Source organism: Bacillus sp. NPDC094064, assembly GCF_050279585.1.
Classification (GTDB): Bacteria; Bacillota; Bacilli; order Bacillales; family Bacillaceae_G; genus Bacillus_A.
Map to the genome: position 1 here is coordinate 273,592 of NZ_JBNNUI010000006.1, position 17,369 is coordinate 290,960.

The window sequence follows — 17,369 nt, forward strand, 5'->3', positions numbered from 1 at the left end:
CGGACAAGAAAATATGTGATGAAAAAATGCGGGCGTGTTACAATAAGTAACTGGGTGAAGATAAAATGACAAAACAAGAAAAAATTCAAAAAACAATTACTTTTGTAAAACATATTTTAGAAAAAGATGCGAGTGGGCATGATTGGTATCATATTGAGCGTGTACATAAACTGGCGATTTCTTTATCTGAGCAAGAAGGTGGAAATCGTTTTATAATTGAAATGGCGGCATTACTTCACGATGTGGCAGATGAAAAGTTAAATGAAAGTGAAGAAGCAGGAATGAAAAAAGTTTCTGATTGGTTAGAAGAGTTACGTGTTGAAGAAGAGGTAAGTAAGCATGTTCTTCATATTATTGCAAATATGTCTTATAAAGGTGGCCATGGCGGCGCTGTTGAGTCACTTGAAGGGAAGATTGTTCAAGATGCGGACCGTTTAGACGCCCTTGGAGCAATTGGAATTGCACGTACATTTGCATACGGCGGAGCGAAAGGTAGATTAATGTATGATCCAACTATTCCGCCGCGTGAAGTGATGACGAAAGAAGAGTATAGAAAAAATAACGATCCATCTTTAAATCATTTTTATGAAAAATTATTGAAATTAAAAGATTTAATGAATACGAACGCAGCAAAACAAGAGGCTGAAGTTCGTCATCGTTATATGGAACAATTTATTGAACAATTTATGAAAGAGTGGAATGCACAAATATGAAAATGTTAACTGTGGAGAACTTATCGAAATCATATGGAGAAAAACCGTTATTTGATGGATTATCATTTAGTATTGCAGAAGGACAACGCGCAGGTATTATCGGTGTGAACGGTACTGGTAAATCGACCTTATTAAAAATTATTGCAGGGGCTGAAATTCCTGACACTGGCGATATGACACATACACGTGGATATACGATTAGTTATTTATCACAGCAACCGGATTTTGATGAGAATTTAACGGTACTAGAGCAAGTTTTTCATGGTGATACACCGTTAATTCGTTTGCTTCGTGAATATGAAGAAGCATTATTACATATTGAAAAAGATCCAAGCAATGAGAAAGTTCAAGAGCGATTATTCGCAGTTCAACAGCGTATGGATGCGATGAGTGCATGGGAAGCAAATGCGAATGCGAAATCGTTATTAACGAAGTTAGGTATTACTGATTTTACAGCAACTGTTGGAAATTTATCTGGTGGACAGAAAAAACGTATTGCGATGGCGCAATGCTTTATTGAAACGCCTGATTTATTAATTTTAGATGAGCCTACGAACCATCTTGACCATGAGACAGTTGAATGGTTAGAAGAATATTTAGCAAGATACACGGGTGCAGTATTGCTAGTAACCCACGATCGTTATTTCTTAGACCGTGTGACGAATCGTATTTTCGAATTAGACAACGGAAAGTTATATAGTTATGAAGGTAACTACAGTACGTTTCTAGAAGCGAAAGCACTTCGTGAAGAACAAGAAATTGCGCAAGAATCAAAACGCCAAAACTTATATCGCCGTGAACTAGCATGGATTCGCCGCGGGGCAAAAGCTCGTTCAACAAAACAAAAAGCACGTATTCAGCGTTTTGACGAATTAAAAGGACAAGAAGGACCAGCTTCAAAACAGTCAGTTGATATTGCACTTAGCGGGAGCCGTCTTGGGAAAAAAGTACTTGAGTTGAAAGATGTAACGAAAAAATTTGGCGATAAAACGGTACTACATAATTTTAATCATATTGTAAAACCAGGCGATCGTATAGGGATTATTGGAGCGAATGGAAGTGGAAAATCTTCTTTATTAAATATGCTTGCAGGTAAGATATCTCCTGATAGTGGTGAAATTGAAGTTGGACAAACAGTCAAAATTGCTTATTATACGCAAGAAAATGAAGAGATGAATTTAAATCAACGTATGATTGAATACATTAAAGAAATTGCAGAAGTCATTCATACGACAGATGGAAAAGTAATCGGTGCGTCTCAAATGTTAGAACGTTTCTTATTCCCGCCACATTCACATGGTACACCCCTTGGTAAACTATCTGGTGGTGAAAGAAGACGTTTATACTTATTACGTATATTAATGGGAGAACCGAACGTACTATTACTTGATGAACCTACGAATGATCTAGATACACAAACATTAACAGTACTAGAAGATTATTTAGAAGATTTCCCAGGTGTTGTTTTAACTGTATCGCATGATCGTTACTTTTTAGATAAAGTAGTTGATGAATTGTTCATCTTCACTGGCGAGGGCGAAGTGCGTGAATTTCTAGGTAGTTATACAGATTATTTAGAGATGGAAAAAACGAGAGAGCTTATTGAGAAAGCGGAAGTGCAAAAAGAGAAAAAAATAGTAGAAGAAGCACCGAAACAACAACGTAAACGTAAACTTTCATATAACGAGCAGCGTGAATGGGAAACAATTGAAGATACTATTGCAGAGCTTGAAGAAAAACTTGAATCGCTTGGAGAAGAACTTGCGAATGTTGGTTCTGATTTTACGAAAGCGCAAGAATTGTCTGAAGCACAGCAGAAAACAGAAGAAGAGCTAGAGAAAACGATGGAAAGATGGAGCGAATTATCAGACATCGTTGAAGGTTTAAAATAAAAACAAGCAGCATATATTGAAAAGTAAAGAGAAAAACTTTACACTATTGGTAGAACCTATTTTAGGAGGGAAAAAATGAGAACATCTAATCCAATGTTGAAAAAAGAGGCATTCCGTAAAGAGGGAGCAAATGCTTCTGCGATGACTATTGGCGGAACAGTAGGCAAAACGTTCATTATGCTTATCTTACTACTTGCAACGTCTGTCTATTCATACATACAGATGGTAGAGGGTACGATGAAAATGCCAGTATTAATTGGTGCATTAGTAATCGCAGCAATTATTGCATTTGCATCTATCTTCTTCCCGCGAATGGCACCAATTGGGGCGCCAATCTATGCAGCGGTAGAAGGGGTTGTACTAGGAAGTATTTCAGCGATTTATACAATGAAATTTGGCGATGCTATCGTTTTAAACGCTGTATTACTAACAATTTCAATTTTATTTGCAATGTTAGTTTTATATGCGACGCGCGTTGTAAAGGTAACAGATAAATTCCGTACGGGTGTAATGGCTGCAACAATGGGGATTCTGGTTATGTATTTGATCGTATTCTTATTAAATATGTTCGGTGTAACTGTACCATATATTCACCAAGGTGGAACTATTGGTATTATCATTAGTGCGGTTGTTATTGTAGTTGCTTCATTAAACTTATTACTAGATTTCGATTTAATCGAAAGTGGTGTGCGTAGCCAAGCTCCAAAATATATGGAGTGGTACAGTGCAATGGGTCTCATGATGACTCTAGTATGGTTATACTTAGAAATTCTTCGTTTCGTTTCTTACTTTACGAAAAATGACTAGTAAAAAATCCTGCATGAAAAATGCAGGATTTTTATATTTTCAAAGATAAATTAAAAAGGGGGATTGATAACTCGAACTGAAGGGGATGGAATATGCTGAAAGGGAAAAGGGCTTATGATAAAACTATTTTCTAAAAGTTTTTCATAGAACTAGATGAAGCTTGAACGTATCCATCATAGGAAGTCATTACTTCAGTGATTGAATTATGTGTAGCTGAATGCAATGAGTAACTAAAATTTGAGAGTAAAGTTAAACCAATTACTTTCTACTTAGAAAACGAAATATAGTATACTGCGATAAAGATAGCTAACGGAGGCTATTATATATCTTGTAGTGAAGTATAATATTTTTGAAACCTTACATGTTTAAAATGTGTAAGGTTTCTTTTTTGTATTTATAAAATAGAAAATCAACATTTTTATATACAAACATACCCTTTTGCACTTTTTACCCTTTGCACATTTTTCTTTACAATAAAGAAAAACATGTGAGGTGGTATAACTTATGATGAATCGAGTTGTATTAATCGGTAGATTGACAAAGGAGCCAGAATTATACTACACAAAACAAGGAGTCGCTTATGCACGAATATGTATTGCGGTGAATAGAGGTTTTCGAAATAGTTTGGGTGAACAACAAGTAGATTTTATTAATTGTGTCGTATGGCGAAGGTCGGCTGAGAATGTAACTGAATATTGTACGAAGGGGTCACTTGTTGGGATTACCGGACGTATTCATACGAGTAATTACGATGATGAGCAAGGAAAGAGAATATATAGAACGGAAGTCGTGATTGAGAGTATTACCTTTTTGGAGAGAAGGCGGGAGGGGCATCGCAATAAAATAAGGCTTTAAATAATAGGTTCGATAGAATTCTATGAAAGTATTTTGATAAAACTTAAAGGAATGGATAAAAAATATAGATTTATTTTTTATCCATTTTTATTAGGGGTTGTTTTGTAATGTTTCCAAGCTTGAAAGTTGCGGAAAACCTGCACGACTCCACAACCATAATGGTGTATGGACATCGATAGGGGAGATGTTACTATTAGTCAATACAGTCTCCCATATTTTAGATACAGTTTGTCGATCTGAAGTACTTCCATTTAATACGTCTGAAGAACATAGTCCTAACTTTACTGTAGCTTTCAATATATGTGTATCTGGGGCTATTGTAATAAGTTCACGAGAATTCCAGGCGACATTTGCATAACTCTCTAAGACATATAACCAGTAATTGAAGATTTTTGGTCCGGAAAGATAGGGGAAATCGGATTTACGTGTGCCTTGCATAATATTCTTTAAGGAAGAAATATCAAATCGCACCGATTCTAGAAGACCTTGTACATTTCCTTTTTTTGAAGATTGTACTATCCCATTAGCTACACGTCTCCAAATCTCTGGATGACGGTTAGGTTGTAATCCTACACGGTGAAAAAGTAATGAGCTACGGAGGGTATTTATGTCGCTATTTGCTACATCGTGTAGATTGAAAATCCACTTTGTTTCTTCATCTTGATACGCCTTTACAACTGCTTTCCACAAAGTATAGGAATTTCGTTGATAATTCAAGGCCATAGTTAGTGTTAAAACATCCATTAATTCATCTTCCGGAATAACACCAATCAAAACGTCTTCAGGCATTGTTTCTCCACCAATAAGCCCTTCAGAGTGCATTTTCATCAATGTTCTTATATTTTTAAAAAGTTCTTCTTTTTTCATGGAATATCCTCCAAAGCTTCTTCTACTTATAAAGTTTTCTATAAACTAAATTGCCAATTAAATAGTTGACTCTTTTTAAGTACGACAAAGAAAACAAATAACCTGCTTAAAAAGAAAAGATAGTCGTAAAATAAAGCATCCGAGTAGGAGTATAGAGTGATAACATGTTACAATACACCTAAGAACACGCAATAAAGGAGAGTTTTTTACGTGAAGATTAAAGCAATTGAACCGACGCCAAGTCCAAATACAATGAAAGTTATTTTGAATGAAGTATTACCATCAGGAGCGCGTAATAATTATACAAATGAAAATAAAGAACAAGCACCGATGCAAGTGCAAGAGATTTTGAAAATTGAAGGTATTAAAGGTGTATATCATGTTGCAGACTTTTTAGCAGTGGAGCGTAATGCGAAGTATGACTGGAAAGTTTTATTACAACAAGTTCGTGCCGTTTTCGGGGAAGAAATAGTAGGAGAAAGCGAAGAACAACAACTGTCTCATTTTGGAGAAGTGAAAGTGTTTATTCAAATGTTCTTTACTATCCCAATGCAAGTGAAGTTAACAGATGGAACATCGGAAGAACGTGTTGGTTTACCAGATCGATTTAAAGAAGCAATTATGAAAGTGCAAATGTCTGCACCGAACGTTGTGAAAGAGCGTAAATGGGTAGAGCAAAGTACACGTTACGGTAACTTTGAAGAAATCGGAAAAGAAGTTGTAGAAGAAATCGTTGCTGCTTATTCAGAAGAACGTGTAAATGAAACGGTTAAAGAATTATTAAATCAGGCAGGAGCAGTTGAAGTAACGATTCAAAAGCGTGAGCCATATAAAGTAACAGAAGAGATGATGAAAGACTCTGACTGGAAAAACCGTTTTGCAGCATTAGAGCAAATGGATCCTACTGAAGAAGATATTCCGGTATTGAAATTGGCGTTAGATGATGAGAAAGTATCTATTCGCCGCTTAGCGACAGCTTATTTAGGCATGGTAAAAGGTGATGAAGCATTGCCGTTATTATATAAAGCGTTACTAGACCGTTCAGTAAGTGTTCGTCGTACTGCGGGAGATTGTTTATCAGACGTAGGTGATCCAGCAGCAATGTTCGTTATGATTAAATCTCTGAAAGATTCAAGTAAATTAGTACGCTGGCGTGCAGCAATGTTCTTATTTGAACTAGGTGACGAAAGTGCAATTCCAGCACTAAAAGCAGCGCAAGATGACCCAGAGTTTGAAGTAGCAATGCAAGCCCGTCTTGCGTTAGAGCGTATTGAAGGCGGCGAAGAAGCGAAAGGTTCAGTATGGAAACAAATGACGGAGTCTCGTAAAGGGGAATAATGTATGATTGTTTTCTATGATAGTTGGTGTCTGATGTGTACGGCGGTTGCAGAACGTACGAAAAAATTAGATAAAAAGGGAAAGATGAAATTTGTTTCATTTCGAGATGAAGATGTAGTCTCGAAGTATGAGCTTTCTCAAGAACTACAAAGTAAGATGGAACAAAGATTGTATATTTTAAAAAATAATAAATGGTATGACGGAATCCATAGCATACATGTATTAGCAAAGGCTGTTCCGTCTTATTGGTTTGCCGTTCCTTTTATAAAGCTATCTATCGTACTTGGATTTGGAAGTAAAGTATACGATTATATCGCTAACAATAGAAAACTCGTCCCAGTTGGACATTGCCGTGAAGGGGTTTGTGAAATCCCTTCAAAAAAATGAAATCGTCACTATCTTTCTTTTGCACCTATTAATAGAGCGTGATATGATGAATTTGGAATGAAAGTTGAAGGAGAGATTACACGATGTCAAATGCTTATGAAGAATACATGCGTCAAATGGTAATTCCAATGCGCCAAGAATTAGTGCGTTCTGGATTTGAAGAATTAACTACAGAAGAAGCTGTTACAGAATTTATGGAGAATGCATCAGGTACAACTTTAGTAGTTGTAAACTCAGTTTGTGGTTGTGCAGCTGGTTTAGCACGTCCATCAGCAGGTCAAGCGGTTGTTCGTGCTGAAAAACAACCTGATCATCTTGTAACTGTATTTGCAGGTCAAGATAAAGATGCTACTGCAAAAATGCGTGAATACTTCGGAGAAATTCCTCCATCTTCACCATCTATGGCATTATTAAAAGGGAAAGAAGTTGTTCACTTCATTCACCGTCATGAAATTGAAGGTGCAACTATGGACGAAATTATTACGAACTTAGAACAAGCTTTCGAAAAGAATTGCTAAAGAAGGGGGAGAGTAAATCTCCCTCTTTTCTTTATATAGAGGTGAAATAATGATAGTAACAACAGCAGGAAGAACAAACAAAGAAATGACAGATTATGCAAACAAGGTAGCAGCAGAGTTAAATGTTTCATTCGTTAAACGTAATGACATACCAGTACATAAACTGCATGAACAGTATGAACAAGATGTGCTTGTTGTAGGGAAGAATCGATTAGCTATTTATCCGAAAGGAACGGAAGAGTCGTTTTTCTTTCATCCTAACTCAGCGATGTTTCGTGTGAAAAGATTAATGCGCGGAGAACACGATCCGTTTGTACAAGCTGCTAAATTAGAGAGTGGAATGACAGTGTTAGATTGTACGCTCGGTATGGCATCAGATAGTATTGTAGCTAGTTATGTTGTTGGTGAAAGTGGAACAGTAACAGGGCTTGAAGGTAATGAATATATGGCTTATATTATGAAAAATGGTTTGCAAACATGGTCTTCATCCGTTTCTGAAATTGATGAAGCAATGCAAAGAATCGATGTAAAGCAAACGGAGCATTACGCATTTTTAAAACAATGTGAAGATAATAGTTATGATGTTGTTTACCTGGATCCAATGTTTGAAGAAACTGTCATAGAATCAGATGGGATAAAAGGATTAAAACACTTCGCTTTGTATCATGATATAACTGACGAAACAATTGCGGAAGCGAAGCGTGTGGCGAGTAAACGTGTCGTTCTGAAAGATCATTTCCGTAGTTCTAGATTTGAAAAACACAATTTTCACGTATACAAAAGAAAAAGTGCAAAGTTTCACTTTGGTGTAATTGACCCTTGCTAATTGTTTGAAAAGATGTATAATAGGCAATAATTAATTAAATATATTGTCTGTGATGAAGAGAGTAGTCTTTTTTAGAAGGAAAGCGAGCTAGGGATGGTGTGAGCCTAGTGCGGAAGAAAAAGATGAAGCGCACTTCGGAGACGCTTCTTGAACGAATAGTAGAGTAAGCCGAGGCCCCCTGTCCTCGTTATAAACGGGAAAGTGGTTCGTATTGAACAACAAGGGTGGTACCACGGGTTAAAACTCGTCTCTTTATTAGAGACGAGTTTTTTGTGTTTAAAAAAATAAGGAGGTTGTAGTATGGATTATAAAACGAAGTTTGCGGAAAGTTTATCCAATATTTTTACGGATGAATTAGCGCAAAAGCAAATTTTAGATTTAATTGAAACACCGAAACAAGATGAATTTGGAGATGCAGCGTTCCCATGCTTTTCACTAGCGAAGCAATATAAAAAATCACCGGCTATTATCGCAAAGGAAATTGCAGAGAAATTAAATGATCCGTTCTTTATGAAAGTAGAGGCCGTTGGTCCGTATGTAAATGTATTTTTTAATCGTGAAACTGTAAGTGATGATGTATTAAAAAAGGTTTTAGCGGAGAAAGAAGAGTACGGTCAAAACCACTTTGGATGTGAAAAAACGGTAGTTATCGATTATTCTTCGCCTAATATCGCGAAACCTTTTTCAATGGGGCATTTACGTTCTACAATGATTGGTAATTCATTAAAGCATATCGCCGAAAAATGTGGATATGAAGTTGTAGGAATTAATTATATTGGTGATTGGGGAACACAGTTTGGAAAGTTAATTACCGCATATAAAAAATGGGGAAATGAAGAAGTAGTTAAAGAGGATCCAATACGTGAATTATTTAAACTATATGTTCAGTTTCATGTAGAGGTAAAAGAAGACGAAGAACTAGAAAAAGAGGGTCGTGCTTGGTTTAAGAAACTAGAAGAAGGTGATGAAGAAGCAGTCGAGCTTTGGAATTGGTTCCGTCACGAATCTTTAAAAGAGTTTTCTCGTATTTATGAACTTCTCGGTGTAGAATTTACTAATTTTCAAGGAGAAGCTTTTTATAATAACTTAATGGAAGATTTTATTGGGATTTTAGAGGAACATGAATTACTTGAAGAGTCAGAAGGCGCATTAGTCGTTAATTTAGAAGAAGAAGGTATGCCACCTTGCTTAATTAGAAAATCAGATGGTGCGACAATTTACGCAACACGCGATTTAACAGCAGCATTATATCGTCAAAGCACATATGGATTTGATAAAGCGTTATATGTAGTTGGCCCGGAACAAAGCTTGCATTTCAATCAATTTTTCACTGTATTAAAAAAGGTTGGCTACACTTGGGTTGATGGTATGGAACATGTACCGTTTGGATTCATATTAAAAGACGGTAAGAAAATGTCGACGCGTAAAGGAAGAGTTATTTTACTTGAAGAAGTACTTGAAGAAGCGATCGAACTGGCAAAACAAAATATTGAAGAGAAAAATCCAAACTTAAAACAAAAAGAAGAAGTAGCAAAGCAGGTCGGTGTTGGGGCAATCATATTCCATGATTTAAAAAATGAGCGTATGCATAATATCGAATTTTCATTAGAAAATATGCTGAAATTTGAAGGGGAAACAGGTCCGTATGTACAGTACACACATGCACGTGCTTGCTCTATTTTAAGAAAAGAAAGTGTGGAATTTGAAACATGTACGTTTGCATTAAAAGATGATTATAGCTGGAGCGTCGTAAAATTACTAAACAAATTCCCGCAAGTAATTGAAGCAGCATGTAACAAAAATGAGCCATCCATTATTTCAAAATACGTATTAGATGTAGCACAATCGTTCAATAAATATTATGGAAATGTGCGTATATTGGAAGAGAGTGAAGAAAAGGATAGTAGACTGGCATTAGTGTATGCTGTGACGGTTGTATTAAAAGAAGGATTACGATTACTTGGGGTGGGTGCTCCTGAGGAGATGTGAAATAGTAGTAAACTGACAAACCGGGTCTAGTATGAACCTGGTTTGTTTTTTTATTGATATATAATTTTTTTGCAAAATCAATTAAAATCTATTTAGAGAGGGTGATTCATATTGATTCGAACTTTTATCTTACAAATTCCTTGTCATAGAAAATCTAAAAGAAGTTTCCTTAAACTACAAAAGTACATACCTTTATGTACGCGTTGTACGGGCATGCTTATTGGTATTTTACTGTTTCCAATTTATTTTTACATAACACCTTCATTTCCTATGGCAATCATACTATCAATTTGCGCTCAAATTCCGTTACTTATTGATGGATTCACCCAAAAATGGAAATGGAGAAGCAGCACAAATTTGCTAAGAGTAACTACCGGTATATTAAGCGGTAATGGGATGGGATTACTCATTTCATCTAGCATTATATGGATTCTTTCTTAAAGCGTATATTAATGGAGGTAGCTACTTAGATGTTCTGGATCTATTTAATTCTAATTTGCATTTCAGGAGGAAGTGGAATTGGTTTTATCATGCACGAGAAATATACAGAAGCAATAATAGCTTTTGGTATGTGCACATTGTTTATTGGCGTGCTATATTATTATCTTAAAAGAAGCAAAAAAAGAAGAAATTTCGACTGCGGCGATTTAGATTGTACTGATTGTTTAGATTGTGATTGTAATGATTAAGCTTCTATTGATCTATCTTTCTTCAAAGTAAAAAGGGTTAGTGTATTTTTAACGATGCACTAGCCCTTTTTGCTTTAGAATTTTGCTATTTATGATTAACTGGCTTAAATATTCCACACAAGTGTAGGAATATGTCTTCTATAAATAGAATTTTATTTTTGTGTTGTATATAAAGGGGGAATAGACATTGGAAACGTACGATTGGAATAGTAAACTGATATATTTAAAAAACACGAGAGACTTATATTACAATGACGATTATTTAAGTTTTTTAGTAAATACAGTTTGGCAGATCTCTGGGCCAGTACATATTGTTGATTACGGTTGTGGATACGGCTATTTAGGCCTAGTATTGTTGCCTTTACTTCCAAAGGGCTCAAAGTATACAGGTATTGATAGCGGGGAAACATTAATAGCTAAAGCAAGAGAGTTATTTCGTTCACTTCCATATGAATCAGAATTTATTGAAGGAGATGCTACAGAAATTGAATTAAAAAATAAATACGATATAGCAATCTGTCATGCTTTCTTATTACATATGAACTCACCAAAAAAGATGCTAGAAAAAATGATACAGTCAATTAAGGATGGTGGTAAAATAATCTGTTTTGAACCACATTGGATTTCAAATATGTCTTCATACGTGTTAGATGGAGAGAGCCAATCGAAAATTATCCAGCTAGGCATTTTACAGAAATTATTTGAAAGTGACACGCAGAGAAGTGGTAAAGATGGCAATATCGGCATGAAAATACCGATGTATTTAAGTGAATTAGGTGTGAAAAATATTGAGTGTAGAGTGAGCGATAAAGTGAATTTTTTAGACTCTAATATACATCACAAAGATAAAAACGATTTGTATCATTCGTTAAAAGAAGAGGGAATAGCGGGCAATCTAGGAGATAAACAGCAATTTATAGAACGTTTAATGGCCAGGGAATTAACATATGATGATGCGCTAGCTCAATATGAAGCTGAACTACGATTTTTTAAAGCATTTCATCTACATTCTTCTTTAGTATATACTCCGAATATGAAAATTACATATGGTGAAATAGTATGTTAAAAGGTAGCGCTTTATTGAGGATTGCTACCTTTAATATATGGAACCATGAGAGTCTTTGGTTTGAAAGGTTAGAAGCTATTTGTGAGGAGATTCGAAGCATTTCTCCGCATATTCTTGCTCTACAGGAAGTTAGAAGTTCTGTTAATTTGAAATCAAAGGAAAATGTGGCCCAGTATATAGCGAATCAAACTGGATATCCGTTTTGTATATTTAAAGAGTACCCTGATTCTCCAGATGAAGGACTAGCTTTTTTTAGTAAAATTCCTATTATAGCTGAAGAAGCAATTTGGGAAACTGATATAGAGGAATCAAATTATTGTGCCATTCGAATCACATTTAAATATAAAGATTGGAAGTTCGGAGTTACGAATGTTCATTTAAATTGGAAATCTAGTAGGATAAGACAAGAACAAATGAACACTGTGAATAATTGGATTGAAAACAGAGCCAGTAATTATGAATTATTATGTGGCGATTTTAATGATGATCCATATTCAATGGTGCATCAATACTTAATTCGGAAGCATTGGATAGATGTAGCTCAGTTTAAAGAAATCGAAGAGAACATGATAGCTCAACCAACTTTAGATTATAGAGAGAATCTGAATTTAAAAGGCTATGTAAAGCAAGAAAAAAGATACGATTGGATCATGATACAAGAAAATGCCGCATTTGAATTTCCTACGATTGAAAACGTATCTATATTTGGGGATTCGGTACTAACTTCAACTGGTGTGTTTCCTAGTGATCATTACGGTGTTTTTGCAGATTTGGAATTTGATAAGTGAAAATAATGTCGTTTAATGTTGGTAAGTCGATATTCGACATATAATCGCTGATATATTTTGAAAATCGCCGATATAATTTTATATATAGAGTTCACCTTTTGAAAGATAAGAGCTACATGTTACGTTATTTCATAAAATCAAACAAAATACAGAGAAAAACAAACATTTTTACTATATTCTGTTATGGATTAGAATAATATTAAATAATACCACTCATTATAAGAGATTATAGTTGAATACCTACAATATGATGTGTAAAATCTAAGCAAGTAGCAGTATAAATATAAATTCGAGGTGAATGCATGCTAGATTTTAAGCAGTTAGAAGCTTGTTTGAAAGACAAGAGATTTGTAGATGGATTACAGGAAATAAATAAAGAAATTTCATATATAAAAGAAACGAATACTATATCTTATGTGAAAAAGTGGCTTGCTAATATTCCTTCACATGAGGAGTTTGATATATTAATTCGCCTTACTGATGAAGGGCTTATGCACCAATACAGTTCATTCCTCATTCGCTACGCTTATAAAAAATTCCCAAATATGAGAACGCTCTCTTTATATTGTGACGAGTTAATTGATGAGCGGAAAATTCTTGAAGCAGAACAGTTGTTAAAAGATTCTTTAGAAGAGAGTAATAAAGAAAAAATAGATGTCGATTTTTTAGCGAAAACATACTTTACGTTAGTACGATGTCTGTTAGAAATGAAACGAAATGAAGAAGCGCTAATCTATATGCAAAAAGCAGAGGAGTACAGTACACGTGCGGTTTTTGATAAATGGGGCTACGTCTATATGCATACAGGTGAGTGGGAGAAAGCAGAGGAACAATTTATAGCCGGCATGCAGCATAAAGATTGTGAAGAGTTATCTACCTATTTATTATCACAGTTATATGCGAATAAAGGGGAACAGAAACGTGCATTACAGCTAATTGATGATGCGATTGTAAAGTTCCCGCAAGTACCATATTTTCACTTTGAAAAGGTGAAGTATTTATTAGATTTAGGGCAATATGAAGAGATGTTAGCGGTAATAGATAATATTAATCGTCAGCTTCCTTATCATGCTTATGAGGCTTACTTTATTCATTTACGTGCAGAAGCGCTGTATAAAATGAATAAACTTGTAAACTTACAGGAGTTATTAAAAGAAGAAAAAAGTTTAAAAGAATCCTTGTATCATAATTTAGAAAAAAATCGAGATGGAAAAAAGGTTCACCTGCCGATAGTTCCTATTGTACAAAAGGATAATTATTGTGTTCCGACAAGCTTAGAAATGATGTTGCAAATTTGGGGAGAGAAACATACACAAGACGAAATTGCAGAGTTTATTTTTGATATGACAGGTTCAAAGTTTTCGGATACTGTTTCGTATTTAGAAGGATTAGGTTATGAATATCGTTATTTCAAAGGGAATGAGGAAAACTATAAGAGACTGCTTGACCGAGGAATTCCCGTTTTATTAAGTATAGATATTGAGCATGCTTCGCATGTGCAAGTACTATCTGGATATGATGATACGTTACAAGCTTTTTATGTTCAAGATCCAAACTTTATAGAACCAGTTCTTGTGGAATATAGTAAATTGCAAGAGAAATATCGTTATACAGGTTGTTTGGCAATCACGTTTGTTCCGAAAGAAAAGAAGGAACAACTATCGTTTTTAAGTGAAGAAGAAAATCAGTATTTTAAATCCATTTTTTCTCTTACAGATCATTTAGATGAACACGATAAAGAGGGGGTTAGTCATTTAGTACACTTTTTAAAAGAGACGAGTGATAATCCGAATACGTGGTTATATACGATTAAACATCTAGATGTTGAAGTAGATAAAGAGTTTATTCTTAATTGTATAGAAAAGTTAACGGAAAAGTTTCCGAACTCGGATTTTGTTAAATTACATGGTGCCCAGTGCTTTATCCGTCTTCAAGAAATGGAGAAAGCTGGGCAAATGCTGACAAGTGTTGAGAAGAAAAATAATCGTGCTTTGTATCATTTGATAAATGGAAGATATGCATTTGAACAAGAAAATTATATAGAAGCAATTTCAAGTTTTCGTTCGTCGTTACAATTGGACGCAGATCAGCCGATTGCTTGGAGTTTTCTCGCTTTATCCTATATGTATATCGATAAATGTGAAAATGCGCTGCAGTTTTCTCAAGTTGCTTTAGAGCGTAGTCCTGAAAGATTCACGTTAACGAATCACGGTTTAATATTAATCGATTTAGAAAGATATGAAGAAGCATATGACATCTTTAATGATTTGTTAAAAGAGTATAAAAGTGAGGCGCATGTATGGTATGAGCGAGCGAGATGTGCACATCAATTAGGGAAGTTACATTTAGCGATAAAAGGGCTTAAAGTAGCGATTCATTTGGATAGTAATGCACCTTACATTTATACGAAACTTTCGGAAATATACGAATCAGATTTGAAGGATGATAAAAGTACGAAAGAAATTTTATTAAAAGGTATTGAGAATTGTGATGATAAAGCATCTCTTTACGTAAGGTTAGGTGACTATCATTTTCAGAATGATAGTTTAGAAGAAGCAGAAGTATTGTATGAGCGTGCTTTAGAAGAAAATGATGAAGATGTTTATTCTCATTTCGGAATTACGCAAGTGTATATGGCAAAAGAGCAATATAAAGAAGCGAAACAATATATTCTCGGTATCGAAAAACAAATTGAAAAGAGTCAAGATTTCCTTATGAATGCTGGGATGGTTTTATGGGATGCAGAAATCGAACTGGGCGGGAATGAGGAAGAACTAAAATTAGCATTGGTTAAATTAGAGAGTGGTATAAAGCAGGGAGATTATAGTGTAGCAAGTGCATTAGATGAATATGTAAATCGAATTAAAGGAACTGTGTTTGTACAACGAGGTATAGCTTTTTTAAGAACGTTACAAAAAGAAAGAAATGAAGTAAGTGAATACGGTTGTTATATAGGTATTTTATATGAATCTATTGGACAGTACGGCCAAGCAATGAAAAGATATAATAAGGCAATAGAACAAAAGAAAACGGCATTACCTTATTACCGAATTGGCGAAACACTTATGGCATTAGGGCAATTGACAGAAGCAAAACAAGCGTATGAAACATGTTTAGAGCTTGATGGGAATTTCGTAGGTGTACATTTACAGCTTGCAGAAATATATGAAAAAGAAGAAAATCATTCAAAGGAACAAAGTCATATGGTTCAGGCGATGAAAGAGGAACCATTGCATATAAATATGGAATACTTGGCGCAGCTTTCAGTAAAAGTAGAATTACAGGAAGAGTTGCTAGCGGAATTAGAACGGTTAGCTGGAGAAGTACCTGAAATATGGCGATTAGATGCGATCGCATATGTGTATGGAGCAATGAATGAAATAGATAAGGAAAAAGAACAAATTGAGCAAGCGATACAATTAGATGGGGAACATACGGAAGTTCTATATCATTATGCGAATGTATTGGTGAAAAAAAGAGATGCAAAAGCAATGGAAGTTGCAATGAAAGTCATGCGACAAGATATAGGTAATGAACGTATTTTTGATGTTTATGTGAAAGCAGTAGAACAACATCAGAAATTGTCTAACATACGTGATTTTTTGCATACATTGAAAGTGAAAAAAGCAGAAAGAAGTGCGGCATTTATGTATGCAGCAGCTGCGGTTACTGAAATGTGGATTGAACGCCAGCAAAATGAACAACCGAAAAAGTCTATATTTACGAGAGCGTTTTATCGTATGAAAAACCGTGCGAAAGAAATTTCAATGATAACAATAATCATTGAATTATATGAAATTTCGTTAAAGTTAAATCCGAAAAATAGTATGGCAGCGCAGCGATTTGCACAATTTTACGAGAATGCAGCGATGAATAAAGAAGCGATAGAAGTTTTGGAAACATCGTTAGAAAATAAATGGGATTATGATGTAGCGAAGCAACTAGTAAATCTTTTTATCGAGTGTGAAGAACAAGATAGATTGCAAGATGCTTTGGAACTAACGAAGCAAATGGTTCGAGAGTTACCAGATGACTATGATACTCTTTTTTTACAAGCACATGTTTTCTTTGAAGCCGGAGAAGAAAGAAAAGCAGAAAAGATTTATTTACAATTAACGGAGAAAACACCGTTTGTAAATAGAGGATTCCTTGCTTTAGGGGAAATGTATGAAAGTCAAGAGAGATTTGAAGAGGCAATTCACTTATTAGAAGGCGCTTCTATACATCATCCAAACGATACGGCAATTCTTCTTTCTTTAGCATCTTCATATCATGGGGCTGGACAAACGATAAAGGCAGAAAAAATAACAAGTGAAGTATTAACTATGGATGCTACAGACTTGTTAGCAAGATATGATCACGCTTGTTACTTAGCTCAATTAAACAGACATGAAGAGGCTAAACAAGAGCTTGAAATTGTAATTCGGGAAGATGGAACTGGATTTTTTGCGGAGCTTATCGAGAAAGATGAGGATTTAGCAGGAATACGAGAACTTGAGAAGTAACTGTATAGGAATGGTTAAGCAAGGATATAATTAAATATATATTTCGAATTAGTTGACAATTGATTGCCAAATGGCATAGAATAGCTTTTAACAAAGTATACAAATCTGAAGACGAGAACGAGTAAAATA

15 protein-coding genes, 1 pseudogene and 2 other annotated features (1 of these 18 running past the window's edge) are annotated in these 17,369 nt (G+C 35.0%); of the genes and pseudogenes, 15 read left to right on the forward strand and 1 reads right to left on the reverse strand.

From position 1 onward, the window contains the following. Nucleotides 1-65: 65 nt before the first annotated feature. From ACQKNI_RS16080 to ACQKNI_RS16100, 5 genes and pseudogenes are all read left to right on the forward strand, one after another. The gene (locus tag ACQKNI_RS16080) at nucleotides 66-713 is read left to right on the forward strand and encodes an HD domain-containing protein (protein ID WP_088230424.1); all 648 of its coding nucleotides are present in this window, start codon (nucleotides 66-68) and stop codon (nucleotides 711-713) included. Further along, nucleotides 710-2,605 (forward strand): ABC-F family ATP-binding cassette domain-containing protein, encoded by a 1,896-nt coding sequence (locus tag ACQKNI_RS16085; protein ID WP_098252938.1) that lies wholly within the window; start codon nucleotides 710-712, stop codon nucleotides 2,603-2,605. Before ACQKNI_RS16080 ends, ACQKNI_RS16085 begins: the two co-directional genes overlap by 4 nt. 75 nt (nucleotides 2,606-2,680) lie before the next feature. Next, nucleotides 2,681-3,412 (forward strand): Bax inhibitor-1/YccA family protein, encoded by a 732-nt coding sequence (locus ACQKNI_RS16090; protein WP_427282493.1) that lies wholly within the window; start codon nucleotides 2,681-2,683, stop codon nucleotides 3,410-3,412. 114 nt (nucleotides 3,413-3,526) lie between these two features. Beyond that, nucleotides 3,527-3,699 (forward strand): annotated as a pseudogene (locus ACQKNI_RS16095) (DUF4318 domain-containing protein). A 217-nt stretch (nucleotides 3,700-3,916) separates the two neighbouring features. Beyond that, nucleotides 3,917-4,267: a single-stranded DNA-binding protein gene (locus ACQKNI_RS16100; protein ID WP_427282494.1), complete on the forward strand. Its 351-nt coding sequence runs from the start codon at nucleotides 3,917-3,919 to the stop codon at nucleotides 4,265-4,267. A 90-nt stretch (nucleotides 4,268-4,357) separates the two neighbouring features. Here ACQKNI_RS16100 and ACQKNI_RS16105 read toward each other — a convergent pair whose 3' ends face one another. Beyond that, nucleotides 4,358-5,134 carry a hypothetical protein gene (locus ACQKNI_RS16105; RefSeq protein ID WP_088230420.1) on the reverse strand — a complete coding sequence of 259 codons (777 nt, stop codon included), beginning with the start codon at nucleotides 5,132-5,134 and terminating at the stop codon, nucleotides 4,358-4,360. Nucleotides 5,135-5,344: 210 nt separating this feature from the next. Between ACQKNI_RS16105 and ACQKNI_RS16110 the strand changes: the two genes are divergently transcribed. The 10 genes from ACQKNI_RS16110 (at nucleotide 5,345) to ACQKNI_RS16155 (ending at nucleotide 17,240) form a co-directional block, all read left to right on the forward strand. After that, complete coding sequence (locus tag ACQKNI_RS16110) at nucleotides 5,345-6,472, forward strand: conserved virulence factor C family protein (RefSeq protein WP_088230419.1); 1,128 nt, start codon at nucleotides 5,345-5,347, stop codon at nucleotides 6,470-6,472. 3 nt (nucleotides 6,473-6,475) lie between these two features. After that, nucleotides 6,476-6,859, forward strand: coding sequence for a thiol-disulfide oxidoreductase DCC family protein (locus tag ACQKNI_RS16115; RefSeq protein WP_088230418.1), 384 nt, complete (start codon nucleotides 6,476-6,478; stop codon nucleotides 6,857-6,859). A gap of 83 nt (nucleotides 6,860-6,942) precedes the next feature. Further along, nucleotides 6,943-7,377 (forward strand): BrxA/BrxB family bacilliredoxin, encoded by a 435-nt coding sequence (locus tag ACQKNI_RS16120; RefSeq protein ID WP_000063703.1) that lies wholly within the window; start codon nucleotides 6,943-6,945, stop codon nucleotides 7,375-7,377. Nucleotides 7,378-7,426: 49 nt separating this feature from the next. Next, the gene (locus ACQKNI_RS16125; RefSeq protein WP_098882502.1) at nucleotides 7,427-8,203 is read left to right on the forward strand and encodes a class I SAM-dependent methyltransferase; all 777 of its coding nucleotides are present in this window, start codon (nucleotides 7,427-7,429) and stop codon (nucleotides 8,201-8,203) included. 40 nt (nucleotides 8,204-8,243) lie between these two features. After that, nucleotides 8,244-8,458, forward strand: a binding site (T-box leader). Between the two features lie 45 nt (nucleotides 8,459-8,503). Then, nucleotides 8,504-10,192 (forward strand): arginine--tRNA ligase, encoded by a 1,689-nt coding sequence (gene argS, locus ACQKNI_RS16130; RefSeq protein WP_088230416.1) that lies wholly within the window; start codon nucleotides 8,504-8,506, stop codon nucleotides 10,190-10,192. 111 nt (nucleotides 10,193-10,303) lie between these two features. Further along, a complete protein-coding gene (locus ACQKNI_RS16135; protein WP_088230415.1) occupies nucleotides 10,304-10,633 on the forward strand; it encodes a DUF2085 domain-containing protein in 330 nt (109 codons plus the stop codon). A 29-nt stretch (nucleotides 10,634-10,662) separates the two neighbouring features. Further along, nucleotides 10,663-10,881, forward strand: a complete 219-nt coding sequence (locus tag ACQKNI_RS16140) for a hypothetical protein (RefSeq protein ID WP_088230414.1) — start codon at nucleotides 10,663-10,665, stop codon at nucleotides 10,879-10,881. A gap of 187 nt (nucleotides 10,882-11,068) precedes the next feature. Beyond that, nucleotides 11,069-11,947, forward strand: a complete 879-nt coding sequence (locus tag ACQKNI_RS16145; protein WP_427282495.1) for a class I SAM-dependent methyltransferase — start codon at nucleotides 11,069-11,071, stop codon at nucleotides 11,945-11,947. Continuing rightward, complete coding sequence (locus ACQKNI_RS16150) at nucleotides 11,941-12,735, forward strand: endonuclease/exonuclease/phosphatase family protein (protein WP_098252934.1); 795 nt, start codon at nucleotides 11,941-11,943, stop codon at nucleotides 12,733-12,735. The genes ACQKNI_RS16145 and ACQKNI_RS16150 overlap by 7 nt, the downstream gene beginning before the upstream one ends. Before the next feature lie 302 nt (nucleotides 12,736-13,037). Beyond that, the gene (locus ACQKNI_RS16155; RefSeq protein WP_427282496.1) at nucleotides 13,038-17,240 is read left to right on the forward strand and encodes a tetratricopeptide repeat protein; all 4,203 of its coding nucleotides are present in this window, start codon (nucleotides 13,038-13,040) and stop codon (nucleotides 17,238-17,240) included. Between the two features lie 99 nt (nucleotides 17,241-17,339). Continuing rightward, nucleotides 17,340-17,369, forward strand: a binding site (T-box leader); it runs 210 nt beyond the window's last position.